The sequence below is a fragment of the Empedobacter sp. GD03865 genome (assembly GCF_029840775.1).
Lineage (GTDB): Bacteria > Bacteroidota > Bacteroidia > Flavobacteriales > Weeksellaceae > Empedobacter > Empedobacter falsenii_B.
Window position 1 is genome coordinate 22,795 of the sequence record NZ_JAOCDF010000034.1, and the last position, 16,864, is coordinate 39,658.

Sequence of the window (16,864 nt, forward strand, 5' to 3'; positions counted from 1 at the left end):
TGAGTTATAAAAACAAAAAAAGCTTGAACAAATGTTCAAGCTTTTAGCGGAGAGTGAGGGATTCGAACCCCCGGAGGTGTGACCCTCAACAGTTTTCAAGACTGCCGCATTCGACCACTCTGCCAACTCTCCAATAACGCAGTCTACTGCGGTATTGCGAGTGCAAATATAGAACGCTTTTTCGTTTTTCCAAATTCTAAAAACAATTATTTTTAAAATAATTTTTAACAAAATGATTCTCAATAGAATATTTTTATTGTTTTTTTTGAAAAGAGTCGTTTATATCTTTGTTGTAATTAATTTTAGTCATGATTAGAAGAATTGAAGAAGTAGATTTTCCGAGATTGAGAGATATTTGGGTAAGTTCGGTTAGTAACACACACCATTTTTTAGCAAAAGAAGATTTTGAATATTATAAAGAAAATTTACCTAATTATTTTCCGCATGTAGCCTTATTTGGTTACGAAATCGGAAATCAATTGGTAGGATTTGTAGGTGTTGCAGAGCAAAATCTTGAAATGTTATTTATTCACAATGATTTTCGAAGAAAGGGAGTAGGGAAGACTTTGTTGGATTTTTCTATTCAAGAATTGAATGTGAAATCGGTTGATGTGAATGAACAAAATCAGCAAGCGATTGATTTTTATTTAAGCCAAGGTTTTAAGGTTACTTCTCGTTCTGAAAAAGATAACGAGGGAAAAGCTTATCCTATTTTGCATTTGAGTTTATAATTTCAGGAGAGTAGCTTAACTTTGTCGCATATTTTTTAGCCATGCTTTCATCAACAGAATTATCATCAACTCAAAAAAATCGCATTCGATTCGCTGTTTCGCTCTTCTTTTTTTCGCAAGGTTTAGCTTTTTCGTCTTGGGCAAGTCGTATTCCGACGATTAAATCAGATTTAGGAATTTCTGAAGGACAATTGGGAACATTATTGTTGTTAATGCCGATTGGACAGTTGTGTACAATGGCGCTTTCAGGAAAATTAGTCGCGAAATATGGAAGTAAAAATGTCTTACGAATTGTCGTTTTAATTTATCCTTTAATTCTTTGTTGTATAGGTTTGGCTCAAAATTTTTATCAATTAGGTGCTGTTTTATTTTTCTTTGGAGTAATAGGAAACATGTGCAATATTTCGGTGAATACGCAAGGAGTTGAGGTAGAGAAAATATATGGAAAATCGATTATGTCCTCTTTTCATGGTGCGTGGAGTATCGCTGGTTTTACAGGTGCTTTGATTGGTTTATTGATGATGAATTTGCATGTGAATACATTTTATCATTTTGTGATTATTTATGGCTTAATCATTTTGAGTTGGTTCATTAATAAAAAATATTTAGTCGATTCAACGCCAGCTCCAACAAAGGAAAAGAAATCTATTTTTTCTAAACCAGATACAGTTTTGGTTCAATTGGGAATTATTGGGTTTTTGAGTATGGCAACAGAAGGTGCGATGTTCGATTGGAGTGGTGTTTATTTTCAAGATATTGTAAAAGCGCCGCAGAATTTGGTTGTCGTTGGTTATGCATCGTTTATGGTGATGATGGCGACAGGACGTTTTGTTGGTGATTATTTTATCAGTAAATATGGTAAACAACGCGTGATGCAAATTAGTGGCATTTTGATGTTTTCTGGTTTGATGCTTTCGGTATTTTTTCCTCAATTTATTGTGTGTACAATTGCATTTATGATGGTTGGATTGGGCGTTGCGTGTAATGTGCCAACGGTTTATAGTGTAGCAGGTAAAAACAAAAATGTTAACCCAGGTGTTGCATTGGCAATGGTTTCTAGTATATCTTTTTTAGGATTTTTGATGGGACCACCGCTGATTGGTTATATTGCAGAAGCTTTTGATTTGAGATACTCTTATGCTTTATTTGCTTGCTTTGGATTGATTATGGTTTTTATGGTTGGCAGAATGAAAATTTTCAAGACGGAGTAAATTCAGAAGTAGTATATTTTTGAATTAAGTATGGTTTATGAATTTTTAAGTAAAAAATAATTCCGATAAAATAGCAGACAACATCCAATATATCTGCTGTGTAATTTGAAGAAAATTTTGGCATAAGAAATTCTAACAAAAAACTGAGAACGAACGCTGTAATGACCAAATAACTTGTAGGGTAAATATATAATTGATTGTTGTATTTTACTTTCGAAATGATATAACTTCCCAAATGTGTCATTGCAGGAACGGCAAAAATATCTGTCAAATAATGGTTGAGATACTCAATTTCTATGGAATAAATTCGTGTAAGTTTGATGAAAATCCAACTCAGAATATAGAAACTAAAATAAGTATCAAATAGTTTCATTTTTTAGACCACAACAAGAATTATTAACACACAAAAAGCTCCAAGAATCATCAAAAATAGGAAGAAAGCATCGTCTATTAATTTTTGAGAGGTACTTCGTTTGTCTTTTTTTTCTTCCATATACTAACTTTGAGGCAAAAGTATTTAATTCATTTCGAATTGCATAAGACGAATGTCATTGTAAAGTTTTTAAAATTGGATAGATTATATCTTCAAAATATTTTCATAACTTTAAAAAAGTAAATGATTGATAATGAAACCACTTTTATTCTTTCTTTTTCCAATTGCTCTTTTTGCGCAAGAAGTTGCTCAGAATGATAATTTAAAAAATAAATTGTTGATGAATTTTGCTCAACAATCTGGATATTTTGATTTTAAATATTCACAAGATTTATCACTTGAAAAGAACAATGAATTGATGCAAGATTATATCAAAAATTATACAAATCAACAACAAGATGTTTCTCCTTTAAAGCCAGTTGAGAAATGAATTCCTTACGAATATGATGATTCAAAAACATACGGACAAAACTTATTTAGAAGTACTGTACACGAATTGTTTTTTAGTAAACCACTGAAATTAGGTAAATAAAAAAAGCCCAATCCTTGAATTGAGCTTTAAAATACTATAAAAATATATAAAAATTCTGAGCTTAGAATTTTATATCCTCTGTTGTTGCGATTAAATCTTGAATTGTTTCGCGACGACGAATTAAATAATCTTTGTCGTCAATTAACAAGACTTCCGCAGGTTTGAAACGCGAATTGTAATTCGAAGCCATCGAGAAACAATATGCTCCTGCATTGTGGAAACACAACACATCTCCTTCGCTAATTTCATTTATTTTACGATTCGATCCAAACGTATCTGTTTCACAAATATATCCCACAACTGTGTAATAACGGCTACGACCTTCTGGATTTGAAATATTTTCAATTTCGTGATGAGCACTATAAAACATTGGACGAATTAAATGGTTGAAACCTGTATCAATTCCTGCAAAAACAGTAGAAGTTGTTTGTTTCACAACATTTACAGTTGCTAAGAAAGATCCTGCTTCAGAAACCATATATTTTCCTGGCTCGAACATTAATGTCAAAGGTTTTCCGTACGCTTTTTCGAACTCATTGAAACGAGCTGATAAACGCTCTCCTAAATATTCAATATCTGTTTCGTCTGCGCCTGGATAGTAAGGAACTTTAAATCCTGATCCAAAATCGATGTAAGATAAATTCTTGAATTCTGCTGCAACTTCAAATAAAATTTCAGCTCCTTGTAAGAAAACATCAATATCTAAAATATCAGAACCTGTATGCATGTGAACACCATCCAAATGTAAACCTGTATTTTCTACAACACGTTTGATATGTGGTAATTGGTGAATAGAAATTCCGAATTTTGAATCAATATGTCCAACCGAAATATTTGCATTTCCACCTGCCATAATATGTGGATTAATACGCACACAAACTGGATATTTAGGAAAATCTTGACCAAATGTTTCTAAAACAGAAAGGTTATCGATATTGATGCGAACACCTAAATCAATTGCTTTTTTAATTTCAGCATACGAAACACCATTTGGCGTATAAATGATTTCTTTAGGCTTGAAACCCGCCATTAATCCCAATTCTACTTCTTGAATAGAAACCGTATCCAATCCTGAACCAAGTGATTTGAAATACTTTAAAAGATTAAGATTTGTGTTCGCCTTACATGCATAATTTAACTTTAAACGTTTGACTGTAGAAAATGCATTTGTCATCTTTTCATATTGCGATCTAATTTTGTTCGCATCATATACATACAAGGGCGCACCATATTTTTGCACCAATTCCAATAGACGTTCTCTATTCAGTTCCATTTTGTTTATTTTTTTGTTTAAAGTTAAATTTCAGTTGCCAAAATTACGGAATACAAATGGTTTTCTGAAGATAATTCAGAATAAACTTATTATAAATCAATAATTTCGAATATTGTTTAAAGATTTAAAAAATATTTCGAATATTATTCGGTAATAAATGTTTTAATCCCTCCACCATTCTTTGAAGTGAAAGACAGAATCGTTCAAATTTAGTGGTTCACCAATCATAGGCGTCAAAATATCGAGCTTATTTTGCTTACCATTCTCTATAATTTTTTCCAAAGGTTCGTCCCAAGCATGTTTTGCCAAAGCAAATTTTGCAGCATGTACAGGAATAATATGTTTAGCTTTTAAATCGGTAATGATCGCAGGTAAATCTGTTGGTAAAGCATGAATGTATTTCCAAGCATCGTTGTATTGTCCATTTTCTAGAATCGCAAAATCAAACGGACCATATTTTTCTCCAATTTCTTTGAAATGCGTATCATAACCGCTATCACCACCTAAAAATATTTTTTGCGTAGGTGTTTCCAATACATAAGAAGTCCAAAGTGTTGTATTTCGTTTAAATTTTCTACCAGAAAAATGACGAGCTGGTGTAAAAGTAATTTTTAAGTTATTTTTTAATGAAACGCTTGTGTTCCATTCTTCTTCGATTAATTGTTCTGGTAGATAATTCCACTTCTCGAAATGTGCGCCAACTCCAAGCGGAAGAATCACTTTCTCCACTTTTGGACGTAATTCTTTCACTGTTTCATAATCCAAGTGATCGTAATGATCGTGTGAAATAACCAAATAATCAATCTTTGGGAAATCTTTTGCGTGATACGTATTTGCTCCTTTAAATGCTTTATTGAAAATTGGTAAAGGCGAACCGTAATCACTAAAAACAGGATCGATTAGGAAATTAACACCATCCAATTGAATATAATAAGACGAATGTCCCAACCAAATAAATACATTTTCAGATTTATCAATAGATTTGATATCCGTCTGAATATGCGGAATAGAATCTTTCGGATTGAGTTTTGGATTTTTCGCACCAAAGAAAAAATCCCACATCACTTTTTTGGTATCAAAACCTTCTGCAAATGCAGGTGTGTGATGAATATTTTGAAATTGTCCATTTTTATACAACTTCGATTGTTTCATTCGTTCCAATCGTTTTCCAGTTGCATCAGCACCAAAAGTATCCATTTGTAGAATAGCGAAAGTTGCAATTACAAGAATTACAATCAAACTTAATAGGAAGTAAAGCATTCGTTTAAAAACTTTTCGTTTATTGATTTTTTTCATTAATGATCAAATGTATAAAATTCTTGGATTGCTTTTGAAATAATATATCTTAAGTAAACTGTAACATTTGTAACTTTCATTTTAATTTTGATTTACCAACTTTGTACACGTTTTAGAAAAAATACAAAATGGAATTTATCTTACAACCTTGGCCATGGTATATTGGCGGACCAATAATCGCAATTGTAATGCTTTTATTGATTTATTTCGGAAAAAGTTTTGGATTTTCATCAAATTTCAGAACTATTTGTTCAGCTTTGGGAGGAGGAAAATCATGTGATTTTTTCTCGTTTGATTGGAAAGCTCAAAAATGGAATTTATTATTCTTAGTTGGCGCAGTAATAGGAGGTTTTGTTTCGATACATTTTTTATCAGATAATCAAATACCTGAAATTTCAGAAGCTACAATTGCAAAATTGAATGCAATGGGATTTGAAAGTGCAGGAAAAGCATATTCTCCAACCGAAATTTTTGAAACGATGTCTGTTAAAAATATTGCTTTATTATTTGTTGGTGGATTATTAATTGGTTTTGGAACGCGCTACGCTGGTGGTTGTACATCTGGACATGCGATTTCAGGTTTAAGTGATTTGCAGTTACCTTCATTAATCGCTGTTATCGGCTTTTTTATCGGTGGACTTTTGATGGTTCACGTTTTGTTTCCTTTAATTTTTTAATCTCATGAGAAGTTTAGTTTATATCATATTAGGTGTTATCTTTGGTGTAACCATGTACAAGGCAGAAACGGCCTCTTGGTTTCGCATTTTCGAAATGTTCAATTTTCAATCTTTCCACATGTACGGATTTATTGGTTCGGCTTTGGTTGTAGGTTTGATTGGAATACAATGGATGAAAAAGAAAGAAGTAAAAGATATCGATGGTGAAAAAATTGTGATTCAACCCAAAACGAAATCAATTGCTCGTTATTTGATCGGAGGAATTTTCTTCGGATTAGGTTGGGCTTTAGTTGGCGCTTGTCCTGGACCAATATTTGTGTTATTAGGCGCGGGAGTTTATCCAATTTTAATTACAATTTTAGGTGCATTAATCGGTACCTTTCTTTACGGAAAAATTAGAAACAAAATCCCACATTAAACATGATAAAAGAGAAAATAGAAGCAACTTATCCATATCAATTTGAGGAAGAATTATTGAATGAAATCGATGAATTAGGATCTTTGATAGAATTTAAAGCGAATGATGTGATGATAGATTTGAACCAATTTATCAAAGGAATGCCAATTCTTTTGAGTGGTGCAATCAAGATTATGCGCGAAGATTTTGACGAAGGAGAATTGTTGTTGTATTTTCTCGAAAAAGGTGATACATGTGCTATGACGATGGCGTGTTGTTTGGGTGATAAACAAAGTAAAATACGTGCTGTTGCCGAAACTGATGGAGAACTGGTGATGATTCCGATTGTAAAAATGGACGAATGGTTGGCAAAATATCCTTCGTGGAGACGTTTTATTTTTGATAGTTACAATAATAGAATGGAGGAAATGTTGGTAGCGATTGACAATTTAGCTTTTAATGATATGAACGAACGTTTGAAAAAATATCTGTTGGATGTCGCAAGTATCAATAAAGGTAAAGTTGTGTTAAAAACGCATCAAGAAATTGCTTATGAACTCAATACTTCTCGTGTTGTTATTTCTCGTTTGTTGAAAGCTTTAGAAAAGGAAGGTTTCCTTCAACTGAATAGAAACGAAATCACGATTAAGTAAGTAATTATTAAAAAATATAAAAAGGAATCTCAATATTGAGTTCCTTTTTTTGTTTTAATCTTCCATATAGTCAATAATATCACCTGGTTTGCAATCTAAAGCTTTGCAAATTGCATTCAAAGTTTCGAAACGAATTGCTTTAGCTTTTCCATTTTTTAGGATAGATAAGTTGGATAACGTAATACCAACTTTTTCACTCAATTCATTTAGCGACATTTTTCGTTTTGCCATCATGACATCTAAATTGATAATAATCGCCATAATTTATATCGTTAAATCGTTTTCTTGTTTCATTTGAATATTTTTAAATAAAATTTAGTTTCCATATTTAGTAATTATTTATTTTTCAAATTGAATATAAATATTTTGAATTACAAAATAAATTTATTGTAAAACAATAAAAATGTATCGATAAACAATTTTAAATTCGTTTTTGTAAACGAAATAATTTTTATTGATTTGTAACGTTTTTGAACATTTATCCTCTATTTTGAATAATCCTTTGGGTAGAATGTTGTAGTACCTTTACACTCGAAATGAAAGCGATTAGTTACATAGCAGCTGTACTTCTTTTATTTGTTCTGTTAGTTAATGTCAACAAAACAAATCAAAATCATGCACCTAAAAATGTCGAAAATCTAACTTCAAAATTTCACGATTCAGAGAAAGTGATATTCAACACAATGATAGAAGAGTCTAAAACGAATGATTTTTCTTTTGATGAATTTATCAACGCAGATGTTAAATTTAATTTTAATCAGCAGATTTGTGTTCGTGTTTTTTCTGATTTATTTTCTACTTCAACTAATAAAATTTGCCTTTTGAGGCATTATATCTACGGTTTACCATTTATCTGATAAACACGAAGTTTCCTTATATATAACTATTTTCTAAGCATTCATTTTGTTTAGAAAGAGGTAATCTATTCACAAAAATTAAAAATTATGCACGAATTAAGTATTGTCAAAGACATATTTGATACGTTGAACGAGCACTATGATTCGAAAATAGAAGACATAGAAAAAGTTCAAATTACAGCTGGCCTTTTATCAAATGTTCAACCTGTTTTAATCCAAAATGCATTTGATGCATTTATAGCTGATAACCAAAATTATAATGAAATTGAGTTAGAGGTTTTAGTCAATGAAATTGTGGCGTATTGCGAACATTGTCACAAGAATTTCGAAGTCAACTATCACAAATTTGTTTGCGAAGATTGCTCAACACCGTCTAGTACAATTGTCAAAGGAAATGAGCTTTTTATCTCGCAAGTCATCTTTAAAAATAAATAATCATTAAACATATTTCAATTATGTCAACAAATACACAAAATCCAAAAAGTCTTGGGAATAGAGTAGGATCTGTTCAATGCGACAACACAACTTTACATTTATTAAAAGCCAACGATTATGTTGCAAATGCAATTCGCGAACGTCTGAAAGATGTTTGTATCATCAATGTTTGTTCGTCTCCAGGATCAGGAAAAACAACGTTGTTACAAGAAATTGGAAAACGTTTGAGTAAAGAATTGAATATTTCTGTTTTAGTTGGTGATCCAGAAACGGAGCGTGATGCAGTTCGTATGCGCGAAGTAGGAATCAATGCTTTACAAATTGTAACAGGTGGAATGTGTCATATCGAAGCGCAAATGATTTTACAAGCTTTGGATCATATTAATTTGGATGGAACAGATTTATTATTTATCGAAAATGTAGGAAATCTTCTTTGTCCATCTGCTTTTGATTTAGGTGAAGATTATCGTGTTACACTTATCGCTACAACTGAAGGTGATGACAAACCAAAGAAATATCCACGTATGTTCTTAACAAGTGAATTGATGTTGGTTTCTAAATCAGATTTATTACCATATGTTCCTTTTTCTATCGAGGCGGTTACAAAGGATGCAAGAGAGGTTAATCCAAACTTAGAAGTGCAAACAATCAGTACGTTGAATGGAGAAGGAATTGACGAATGGTGTCAATGGTTGAAAGAGAAAGTTCAGTTGAAAAAAGAAGCTGCACAACAAAAATAATAGATCGAAACAATGGAAAATCAGTTGGTAATTATAGATGAAATTCAGTCAAAAACTGAAGAAGTGGAAAATATTTTGGATCAATTAACGATTGAATGGTTTGAGATTCGAAAACAAAAAATTACGAGAAAAACAACTGCTGGTTTAACATTAGAACTTCGATTACAAACTAAAAATGAGTGGCAGAACGGCGATCGATTATTTCATGAAAACAAATTAATAGCTTTAGTTTACATAAAACCTTGTTTGTGTATTCAGTTTTCTGCAAAGTCGAAGTCCGATGCCGCTGATTTTTGTTACTTCGTTGGCAATCGTCACCTTCCTATTTATTGGAAAAACGACGACGATAATCAACTTTTGCTTCCTTATGATGGTCGTATGTACGAGCAACTTTTGACTCGTTATCAAGATAAAATACAACTTGTCGAAGCACAATTAATCAGTGAATTTTTATTAAAAAATTTGGTAAAAAATTAAACCATGAATTGTAAAATATTTCATCGTATAACCCTTATTTTATCATTCTTTATTTTCTTTCAAAGTTGTCATTCTTCTTCTTCAAAAAAGAGCGAACGACAAGGTGAAATAAAAGCGGAAGATAGTCGTGGAAAAATGGTTTTGTTACCACAAGAAGCAAAACGAGTGATTGTACTTTTTGAACCTTCTTTGGACGAAATTTACATGTTGCACGCCGAAGATAAAGTGGTTGGAATTCCGCAACAAGTTTTTCAGAATGAAGATAAATTTGAGTTCTATGCAAAATTAGATGAGCGAATTAAAAATAAAACAATTGCGACGCCAACTTTTGGAGGTGGATCAAGTAATATCGAAACAATTGTTGGTTTGCAACCTGATTTAGCGATTGTTTATGAACAAAATATTGAAACAATTCAGCAATTAGAAGAATTAAATATTCCAGTTTTTACCGTTTCAAGTTTAAGTCAAGATAAGATTTACAAAGAATTGCTTGGAATGGGAACTTTATTAGGAAAAAAACAGCGTGCAGAAGAAGTGGTTTCTTATGTAAAAGCAGAGGCTAAAAAGTTGAAAGCTTCTGTAAATGAAAAACCTAAAAAAGTCTATTATGCGTGGTCTAAAGGACGTATTTTTTCGACATCTGGAAAAGGAACTTTATTAGATTTAGCGATCAAATTATCGGGTGCAGAAAATGCTTGTCCATTAGAAATGGAATCGCCAAATGTTGGTGCAGAATCGATCTATAAATGGAATCCAGATTTGATTGTTCTTTGGAATTCGAGCCTTGATGAGGTGTATCAACTAAAAGAATTGGATGCTTTGCCAGCGGTAAAATCAAAACAAGTTTTCGCTATGAATCCTGCGTTTTATTACGATCCGCATACAGTTAAGTTTTTATTATTTGCCAAACAACTTCGCAATTGGTGTTATCCTTCGGCTTATTCGACGGAACAATTAGATAAAGAGGTACAAAATGATATCATGCAATTGTACCAAAAACCAGATTTATACAAGAAAAATGCAATCTAAATTGAAAACTTACGGTCTACTTTTGATTTTACCACTTACGGTTGTCATTCTTTCTATGACAATGGGCGCAACGAATTTTGTAGGTATTTCGGAGTTGATTCGTTACAGTTCATCTGCAATGAGCAAGTTAATTTCGGGAACAACTAATTTACCTCAATCAAGTATAGAAACTATTTTGTGGCAAGTTCGTTTACCTCGTATTGTATTAACGTTTATTGTTGGTACAGCTTTGGCATCTTCTGGAAATGTTTTACAGGCAATTTTCAGAAACCCAATTGTAGATCCATTTACATTAGGTATATCATCTGGTTCTGCTGTTGGCGCAGCTTTAGCAATGGTTGTTCCTGTATTATCTATCAATATTTCAGCATTTGTATTTGGAATTTGCGCTGTTTTATTAACGTATTTAATTTCTAAAACAAACGTCAAAAGTTCGTTAATCAATATGGTTTTATCAGGAATGATAATTTCTGGAGTTTTTACAGCTGTTTTGACACTTTTACAATACATCAGCGATCCATACAAATTGCAAATGATTGTGCAATGGACGATGGGAAATTTACATACAGCTTCTTGGGAAAAAGTAGAAATTGCTTTTTATCCGATTTTAATTGGTTTAACCATTATTATTTTATTCCGTTGGAAACTCAATTTATTGTCTTTGGGCGATGAAGAAGCGCTTGCAGTTGGCGTAAAACCAGGACTTTTGAAGGTTGTTTTGATAGGTGTTGCAACTTTAATTACAGCCGCTTGTGTTGCTGCAGTTGGTGTGATAAGTTTATTTGGATTAATTGTTCCACATATTAGTCGAATGTTTTTTGGACCAAATAACGAAAAAACGGTTTGGGCAAATATTAGTATTGGCGGAACTCTTCTTTTAGTAATCGATGATTTTTCGAGAACGGTAATGCCTTTTGAGATTCCGGTTGGTGTTTTTACAATGTTGATTGGTGCACCAATTTTTATTTATCTGATGAGAAAAAACGCAGCAAATTGGAACTAATGAAAGCAATAGTTAACATACAAAATTTATCGTTTACGTACGGAAAAGATAAAATTCTGAATGATGTAAATGTCAATTTTTCTGAAGCAAAATTATCTGTTGTGATGGGAAAAAACGGAAGTGGAAAATCAACTTTGTTTAACATCATTGCAGGTTTGGAGAAGAAATACGACGGAAATGTTTTCATTGGAAATGAAGAACGTAGAAAGATAAAAATTGGATCATCTTCGCTTCGTTTAGGTTTTATGACGCAGTTTCATCAAACTACTTTTCCGTTCAAAGTTTTTGATGTAGTGATGACTGGTCGCGCTTCTTTTTCGAGATTTTCTCCTAAAAATGAAGATTATCAAATTGTTGAAGAAATGTTGACGAAGTTTAATTTATGGCATTTAAAAGACAAAGCTTATACTTCGCTTTCTGGTGGAGAAAGACAATTGGTGTTGTTGTGTCGTGTTTTGGTTCAAAATCCAGATGTTTTGATGTTAGACGAACCAACGAATCACTTGGATTTACATTACCAAGTTTTGGTTTTAGAAACCTTACAAGAACTTGTCAAGCAAGGAAAAACAGTGCTTTGTGTGATGCATGATCCTAATTTGGCATTTATGTATGGTGATCAATTTTATATGATGAAAAATCATCAATTGGTTGATTTAGAAAATTATAATCAAGAAGAAATTAAAAATATTCTGCAAGAAACGTATCAATTGCCTTTATTGAATTTAACTCATCAAGGAAAACAATTGTTTGTGCCACAATTAAAATAAAAATTGAATGAAAAATATAAAAATTACACCTGTTGAAACTCATCAGGTCGAAGAAATATTGCCTTATGTGATCGAGTTTAGACGCGATTTATTTCCAACATTAGATCCGACAATTGTTCCAAAAGACTTGTTGAATTTTATGTCAAATTACATCGAAAGTCAAGCTGGAATTTTTCTTCAGGCACGTGATGAAAACAATAAAATTATTGGCGTTATCGGTATGATGCCTTTCGATTATCGTTTTCCTCATCTTTCTGTGGGTAAAGAAAAAACGGTTGAGGTTGCTCGTTTGTTTGTCGAACCAGCTTATCGTCGATTTGGTTTGGGAACGCAATTGTTTCAGGAATTGGAAAAACAAGCGCATCAAAAAAATATTCATCGTTTGTATTTGCACACGCACCCAAGTTTGCCAGGAGCGTATGAATTCTGGTTAAGACAAGGTTTTGATTTGATGATGTTTTGTGAAGAATCAAGCTTTCCGACTTATCATATGCAAAAAGAGATTAGTACAATCGAATTAAAAAATAATATTTCTCAAAATGAAAACATCTTTCATGTATAAAATTATCACCTTTAGTTTTTTCATTTTTCTTGGTATAACAGCAACTGCGCAAGAAACAAAAATGATTTTTGGTAAAATTCTTAATCAAGAAGATCAACCAATTTCGAATGCAATTATTTCAATAGAAAATGATACGTACAACGTAGAAACTGCTGAAAATGGAGAGTTTAAATTCGAAAAAGAAGTTCAACTTCCGTTGATAATTTCGATTATGGCTGATGGTTTGAATTCGACAAATTTTGTAATTACAAAACAAAATTGGAATGAGCAAACTGGTCTTAAAATCTATTTATCAAAGGAATCGACGCAATTAGGAGAAGTTTTAATTAGCTCAGATAAAAAGAATTCATATTATCAACATACGATCACTTTTGATGGAAAATTGAATGGAAATCTGAAAGATTTACCACAAACAATTAGTATTGCGAATCGCCAATTGATGGACGATAAACAAGCGTTCAAAGTTTCGGATATGGTGCATGATTTATCGGGTGTTAATCAAGCTTCATCTTACGACGATTATACGTTGAGAGGTTTTAGCAGTGGATATGGAAATAGTTTGCGTTTGGTGAATGGTTTGCGTTCTGGTTTTGGATATGGAACAAGTTATTTCAATTCGCCTTTGACGATTAATTTAGAAAGAATCGAGGTTTTGAAAGGTTCGGGAGGAACTTTATTTGGAGATATTGCACCAGGAGGAACAATTAATTTAGTGACTAAAAAACCATTGGAAGATTTTAAAGGAGCTCTTAGTTTTTCATCAGGAAGTTTTGAAACCTTGCGTACAACCTTGGATATTGGTGGACCATTGAGTAATAATTTATTCTATCGATTGAATGCAGGTTATCAAACAAGTAAAACATTCAGAAAAAATAACAATCAAAAAATAGTTTCAGTAGCACCATCTTTTACGTTTAAACCAAGAAAAGGAACACAAATCGATGTGGATTTAACGTACGATAATTTTGATGGCTATTTGGATCGTGGAATGGGTGTGAAACAAACAGATTTATATGCAATCAATCGTTCTTTTACATTGTCGCAACCATCGGATTTTTTTAAAACAGAAACATTTTCGTTTCGTACAAAATTGACACAAAATATTTTAGATAATTTATCATTAACGCTTAATTATTCAAAATCAATTTATAAAGAAAAATTAAACGAGCACAGAACGTTGAATAGCTTTGCAGATGCGCCTTACAACACAATTGTAAACATGCGTTTCTTGTCTCGTGAAGCGACTGATTATACAGATAATGCCGTTGCTTTTTTGAATTATAAATTGCAAAAAGGACAAGTAAAACAAAATATAATTTTTGGTGTTGATTATGCGCAATATAAGCCAGATGCGGACAATCAGCAGAAAGAAGCGAGAAGCAAAGAGGTGAATGGAGAAATTGTTCCGTTGACATTTGATTTGAATCATCCAATTTACGAATCGAAAGATTTATCTTCCTACAAATGGTTAAAACAAGCGTCTTTTCCATTTTTGAGTTCTTACAAAACAACAGGCGTTTATGTACAAGATCAGGTAAAGTTTAATCGATTAGAAATGTTATTTGGTTTGCGTTACGAGCATTATACATCAGAAAGTGCAGATCCAAAAACGCCTTATTCAGCAACTCAAGATACATGGTTGCCTCGTGTGGGATTGACATATAAAGTAACGCCAACAATAAATTATTTCGCTAATTATTCGCAAGGTTATGTGCCAATTGCTGCCGATTATGTAGCGAATTACAAAAATTATGGTGCTGATAAACCATTTAAATCAGAAAGAAGTTTCCAAGTAGAAACAGGATTGAAAACAGAATTTTTCAAGAAAAAATTACAAATAGATTTAGCACTTTATCAAATTCAACGCAATGATATGATGATGCCAACAGGACAATTGAGCGATGCTGGTTTCCCTGTTTATCGTCAATCGGGTAAAGTTTCTTCGAAAGGTTTGGAATTGGATTTACGAGGACAATTGCACCGTAATTTACAAATGAGTTTCAATTATACTTATACAGATACAGAGGTTAAAGCTTCTTCTGTTGCTTCGGAAGTTGGAATGCCTTTGGCGAACGCACCGAAAAATATGGCGAATGTATGGCTGAAATATTCGGTTTTACATGATACGTTCAAAGGTTTAGGATTTGGTCTTGGGGCTTCTTATGTAAGTGATCGACGTATGGAAAATTCTGTTGGGAAAGATGCACAAGGTAATGCTGAGTGGGGATTTTTGCCAGATTACACAGTGGTAAATGCTGCAATTTATTATGATTTGAACCCATTAAAAATTTCAGTTCAGTTCAATAATATTTTCGATAAATATTATTTCCAAGGAGGAATTGATTACACTCGAGTTTTTCCTGGATCTCCAAGTAATATGATGGCTACGTTAAGTTATTCATTCTAAAAAATAAAACAAACAAAACATAAAAATGATTTCAATTATACGCAAAATAAGCATTGTTACTGCCTTTTTATTCACGCTTACAACAAGTTTTGGACAACTAAGTCCTCCAGGTTTAGGGAAAGCTAAAACTGCTTCTTGGGCTGCTTTTGGTATGCAACATAAGTTAGATTCTACTGGAAATAAATATGCGGTTGCTTATGTTGGAATGGGACGAAAAAGTTCGCTAGATAATTATAATCCAGTTGATAAACCTGCAATTTTAGTCTTGAATTATGAGATTTACAATAAATTCAAACCAAATCAACAATATAGTTATGCGATAAGCTATCGTCGTCAAAATGAATTTGACTCCGAAGCGCCTTTTCACAAAGAAGGAATAGAGCAGGAGTTTAGAGTTTATGGGCGTTATGCGTATACTGCGAATTTAGGAAAGTTGAAATGGAAGAATACAATTAGACAAGAATTCAGAAAGTTTTTTGATGCTGATTTTAATGAAGTTGACGAAAATTTTCAGTTAAGAACACGTGTAAAATCGCAATTAACGTATCCAATTTCTGATAAGAATAAGCAATCTTTAGCGCTTAGTGCCGAAGGTTTGTTTGCGACGAGTTATATGAACGATGTGGAAAAACATTGGACAAAATATGCGTACAAAGAAACGCGTTTGGGACTTTATTATATGTTCCAAATTCCGAATTCTCCGTTGACGATGGATATTGGTTATGTTAACAACTTGATTAGGAATTATTCAGAAGCTAAATCGGGTGTGCATTATGTTGCAGTTGATTTGGTTTGGAAGCTTCCGTAGAAATTAAATAAGTGATTTCGGGTGGTAATGATTTATTTTAATAAATAATTAAAATATTGAAATTAAATACATTAATCATTTTAAAGTAAGATTAAATTTTATTCATCAAAGGTTTTAGAATAGTCAAAAAGAATAAAATTGTCACGTTTTTGAATATTTATCTGATTTTTTAAATAAGAAACGAACAAAGTAAAACGTCTAATTTTACATCATTAATGAAAAAGGTTTTCTCTATAGTATTTTTAATGTTATTTATTACGTTTGTAATAAGTATCTCGAAGTTTTCTCAAACGAGAAGTCTTGTCGAGTCGCATAGAGAACACACAGAACAAATAGATTGTGGAACAAAATTATCTACTCAATTTAATAATTTCAATCTATTATCAGTTGATGAAAATAAATCAGAATCAGAAATTTTTACATTCGATTGTGATTTGTTTGTTCGCTTTTTGGCTATTTATTTTCATCAAACCTTTTATCAAAAAATATCGGAAACAGTTGAAGTTAAGACTTTAAAAAGTTTACCGAAATACATCTTATTTCATTCGCTACAAATTGATTACAAATAATTAATTT

At 32.1% G+C, this 16,864-nt stretch carries 20 protein-coding genes and 1 tRNA gene; 16 read left to right on the forward strand and 5 right to left on the reverse strand.

The window, feature by feature from the left end; all coding sequences use genetic code 11:
- Window positions 1-47 precede the first annotated feature (47 nt).
- Window positions 48-132 (reverse strand) — tRNA-Ser (locus tag N5D46_RS12140).
- A gap of 176 nt (window positions 133-308) precedes the next feature.
- Here N5D46_RS12140 and N5D46_RS12145 point away from each other — a divergent pair.
- Both N5D46_RS12145 and N5D46_RS12150 read left to right on the forward strand, forming a co-directional pair.
- Complete coding sequence (locus N5D46_RS12145; RefSeq protein ID WP_125350171.1) at window positions 309-731, forward strand: GNAT family N-acetyltransferase; 423 nt, start codon at window positions 309-311, stop codon at window positions 729-731.
- Between the two features lie 41 nt (window positions 732-772).
- Complete coding sequence (locus N5D46_RS12150; RefSeq protein ID WP_280050096.1) at window positions 773-1,942, forward strand: MFS transporter; 1,170 nt, start codon at window positions 773-775, stop codon at window positions 1,940-1,942.
- Here the strand turns inward: N5D46_RS12150 and N5D46_RS12155 are convergent.
- Window positions 1,929-2,315: a hypothetical protein gene (locus N5D46_RS12155; RefSeq protein ID WP_280035950.1), complete on the reverse strand. Its 387-nt coding sequence runs from the start codon at window positions 2,313-2,315 to the stop codon at window positions 1,929-1,931. The two genes, N5D46_RS12150 and N5D46_RS12155, sit on opposite strands and share 14 nt — an antisense overlap.
- A gap of 253 nt (window positions 2,316-2,568) precedes the next feature.
- Between N5D46_RS12155 and N5D46_RS12160 the strand changes: the two genes are divergently transcribed.
- Complete coding sequence (locus N5D46_RS12160; protein ID WP_219034542.1) at window positions 2,569-2,805, forward strand: hypothetical protein; 237 nt, start codon at window positions 2,569-2,571, stop codon at window positions 2,803-2,805.
- 163 nt (window positions 2,806-2,968) lie between these two features.
- On the opposite strand, the gene lysA is transcribed toward N5D46_RS12160, so the two are convergent.
- A complete protein-coding gene (lysA, locus tag N5D46_RS12165) occupies window positions 2,969-4,180 on the reverse strand; it encodes a diaminopimelate decarboxylase (protein WP_180906035.1) in 1,212 nt (403 codons plus the stop codon).
- Between the two features lie 162 nt (window positions 4,181-4,342).
- Window positions 4,343-5,476 carry an MBL fold metallo-hydrolase gene (locus tag N5D46_RS12170; RefSeq protein ID WP_180906036.1) on the reverse strand — a complete coding sequence of 378 codons (1,134 nt, stop codon included), beginning with the start codon at window positions 5,474-5,476 and terminating at the stop codon, window positions 4,343-4,345.
- A 128-nt stretch (window positions 5,477-5,604) separates the two neighbouring features.
- On the opposite strand from N5D46_RS12170, the gene N5D46_RS12175 reads away from it, so the two are divergent.
- Genes N5D46_RS12175 through N5D46_RS12185 form a run of 3 tightly spaced genes read left to right on the forward strand, consistent with a single transcriptional unit; the run spans window position 5,605 to window position 7,203 of the window.
- Window positions 5,605-6,153, forward strand: coding sequence for a YeeE/YedE thiosulfate transporter family protein (locus N5D46_RS12175; protein ID WP_114999312.1), 549 nt, complete (start codon window positions 5,605-5,607; stop codon window positions 6,151-6,153).
- A gap of 4 nt (window positions 6,154-6,157) precedes the next feature.
- Window positions 6,158-6,571, forward strand: a complete 414-nt coding sequence (locus tag N5D46_RS12180; RefSeq protein ID WP_114999314.1) for a DUF6691 family protein — start codon at window positions 6,158-6,160, stop codon at window positions 6,569-6,571.
- Between the two features lie 2 nt (window positions 6,572-6,573).
- The gene (locus N5D46_RS12185) at window positions 6,574-7,203 is read left to right on the forward strand and encodes a Crp/Fnr family transcriptional regulator (protein WP_219034541.1); all 630 of its coding nucleotides are present in this window, start codon (window positions 6,574-6,576) and stop codon (window positions 7,201-7,203) included.
- Window positions 7,204-7,257: 54 nt separating this feature from the next.
- Here N5D46_RS12185 and N5D46_RS12190 read toward each other — a convergent pair whose 3' ends face one another.
- On the reverse strand, window positions 7,258-7,464 hold the full coding sequence (locus tag N5D46_RS12190) for a helix-turn-helix transcriptional regulator (RefSeq protein WP_280035940.1): 207 nt from the start codon (window positions 7,462-7,464) through the stop codon (window positions 7,258-7,260).
- A 275-nt stretch (window positions 7,465-7,739) separates the two neighbouring features.
- Here N5D46_RS12190 and N5D46_RS12195 point away from each other — a divergent pair, with 275 nt between their 5' ends.
- The 10 genes from N5D46_RS12195 (at window position 7,740) to N5D46_RS12240 (ending at window position 16,288) form a co-directional block, all read left to right on the forward strand.
- Window positions 7,740-8,060 carry a hypothetical protein gene (locus N5D46_RS12195; protein WP_280035938.1) on the forward strand — a complete coding sequence of 107 codons (321 nt, stop codon included), beginning with the start codon at window positions 7,740-7,742 and terminating at the stop codon, window positions 8,058-8,060.
- A gap of 87 nt (window positions 8,061-8,147) precedes the next feature.
- The gene (locus N5D46_RS12200) at window positions 8,148-8,495 is read left to right on the forward strand and encodes a hydrogenase maturation nickel metallochaperone HypA (protein ID WP_280050097.1); all 348 of its coding nucleotides are present in this window, start codon (window positions 8,148-8,150) and stop codon (window positions 8,493-8,495) included.
- 20 nt (window positions 8,496-8,515) lie between these two features.
- Window positions 8,516-9,235, forward strand: coding sequence for a hydrogenase nickel incorporation protein HypB (gene hypB, locus N5D46_RS12205; RefSeq protein ID WP_280035932.1), 720 nt, complete (start codon window positions 8,516-8,518; stop codon window positions 9,233-9,235).
- 12 nt (window positions 9,236-9,247) lie between these two features.
- Window positions 9,248-9,712, forward strand: a complete 465-nt coding sequence (locus tag N5D46_RS12210) for an urease accessory protein UreE (protein WP_115000026.1) — start codon at window positions 9,248-9,250, stop codon at window positions 9,710-9,712.
- A 3-nt stretch (window positions 9,713-9,715) separates the two neighbouring features.
- Entirely contained in the window at window positions 9,716-10,741 is a 1,026-nt protein-coding gene (locus tag N5D46_RS12215) for an ABC transporter substrate-binding protein (protein WP_115000027.1), read from the forward strand.
- The gene (locus N5D46_RS12220) at window positions 10,731-11,744 is read left to right on the forward strand and encodes an iron ABC transporter permease (RefSeq protein WP_115000030.1); all 1,014 of its coding nucleotides are present in this window, start codon (window positions 10,731-10,733) and stop codon (window positions 11,742-11,744) included. The genes N5D46_RS12215 and N5D46_RS12220 overlap by 11 nt, the downstream gene beginning before the upstream one ends.
- Window positions 11,744-12,511, forward strand: coding sequence for an ABC transporter ATP-binding protein (locus tag N5D46_RS12225; RefSeq protein WP_038336657.1), 768 nt, complete (start codon window positions 11,744-11,746; stop codon window positions 12,509-12,511). Before N5D46_RS12220 ends, N5D46_RS12225 begins: the two co-directional genes overlap by 1 nt.
- Before the next feature lie 7 nt (window positions 12,512-12,518).
- Window positions 12,519-13,073, forward strand: coding sequence for a GNAT family N-acetyltransferase (locus N5D46_RS12230; protein ID WP_280050098.1), 555 nt, complete (start codon window positions 12,519-12,521; stop codon window positions 13,071-13,073).
- Complete coding sequence (locus N5D46_RS12235; RefSeq protein WP_280050099.1) at window positions 13,051-15,480, forward strand: TonB-dependent receptor; 2,430 nt, start codon at window positions 13,051-13,053, stop codon at window positions 15,478-15,480. Before N5D46_RS12230 ends, N5D46_RS12235 begins: the two co-directional genes overlap by 23 nt.
- Window positions 15,481-15,505: 25 nt before the next feature.
- Window positions 15,506-16,288, forward strand: a complete 783-nt coding sequence (locus N5D46_RS12240; RefSeq protein ID WP_280050100.1) for a DUF2490 domain-containing protein — start codon at window positions 15,506-15,508, stop codon at window positions 16,286-16,288.
- Window positions 16,289-16,864: the final 576 nt, after the last annotated feature.

Excerpts from the sequence above, each read along its gene's own strand:
- N5D46_RS12145 (WP_125350171.1), top strand. The coding sequence starts at position 309 with ATGATTAGAAGAATTGAAGAAGTAGATTTTCCGAGATTGAGAGATATT.
- N5D46_RS12150 (WP_280050096.1), top strand. The coding sequence starts at position 773 with ATGCTTTCATCAACAGAATTATCATCAACTCAAAAAAATCGCATTCGA.
- N5D46_RS12155 (WP_280035950.1), bottom strand. The coding sequence starts at position 2,315 with ATGAAACTATTTGATACTTATTTTAGTTTCTATATTCTGAGTTGGATT.
- N5D46_RS12160 (WP_219034542.1), top strand. The coding sequence starts at position 2,569 with ATGAAACCACTTTTATTCTTTCTTTTTCCAATTGCTCTTTTTGCGCAA.
- lysA (WP_180906035.1), bottom strand. The coding sequence starts at position 4,180 with ATGGAACTGAATAGAGAACGTCTATTGGAATTGGTGCAAAAATATGGT.
- N5D46_RS12170 (WP_180906036.1), bottom strand. The coding sequence starts at position 5,476 with ATGAAAAAAATCAATAAACGAAAAGTTTTTAAACGAATGCTTTACTTC.
- N5D46_RS12175 (WP_114999312.1), top strand. The coding sequence starts at position 5,605 with ATGGAATTTATCTTACAACCTTGGCCATGGTATATTGGCGGACCAATA.
- N5D46_RS12180 (WP_114999314.1), top strand. The coding sequence starts at position 6,158 with ATGAGAAGTTTAGTTTATATCATATTAGGTGTTATCTTTGGTGTAACC.
- N5D46_RS12185 (WP_219034541.1), top strand. The coding sequence starts at position 6,574 with ATGATAAAAGAGAAAATAGAAGCAACTTATCCATATCAATTTGAGGAA.
- N5D46_RS12190 (WP_280035940.1), bottom strand. The coding sequence starts at position 7,464 with ATGGCGATTATTATCAATTTAGATGTCATGATGGCAAAACGAAAAATG.
- N5D46_RS12195 (WP_280035938.1), top strand. The coding sequence starts at position 7,740 with ATGAAAGCGATTAGTTACATAGCAGCTGTACTTCTTTTATTTGTTCTG.
- N5D46_RS12200 (WP_280050097.1), top strand. The coding sequence starts at position 8,148 with ATGCACGAATTAAGTATTGTCAAAGACATATTTGATACGTTGAACGAG.
- hypB (WP_280035932.1), top strand. The coding sequence starts at position 8,516 with ATGTCAACAAATACACAAAATCCAAAAAGTCTTGGGAATAGAGTAGGA.
- N5D46_RS12210 (WP_115000026.1), top strand. The coding sequence starts at position 9,248 with ATGGAAAATCAGTTGGTAATTATAGATGAAATTCAGTCAAAAACTGAA.
- N5D46_RS12215 (WP_115000027.1), top strand. The coding sequence starts at position 9,716 with ATGAATTGTAAAATATTTCATCGTATAACCCTTATTTTATCATTCTTT.
- N5D46_RS12220 (WP_115000030.1), top strand. The coding sequence starts at position 10,731 with ATGCAATCTAAATTGAAAACTTACGGTCTACTTTTGATTTTACCACTT.
- N5D46_RS12225 (WP_038336657.1), top strand. The coding sequence starts at position 11,744 with ATGAAAGCAATAGTTAACATACAAAATTTATCGTTTACGTACGGAAAA.
- N5D46_RS12230 (WP_280050098.1), top strand. The coding sequence starts at position 12,519 with ATGAAAAATATAAAAATTACACCTGTTGAAACTCATCAGGTCGAAGAA.
- N5D46_RS12235 (WP_280050099.1), top strand. The coding sequence starts at position 13,051 with ATGAAAACATCTTTCATGTATAAAATTATCACCTTTAGTTTTTTCATT.
- N5D46_RS12240 (WP_280050100.1), top strand. The coding sequence starts at position 15,506 with ATGATTTCAATTATACGCAAAATAAGCATTGTTACTGCCTTTTTATTC.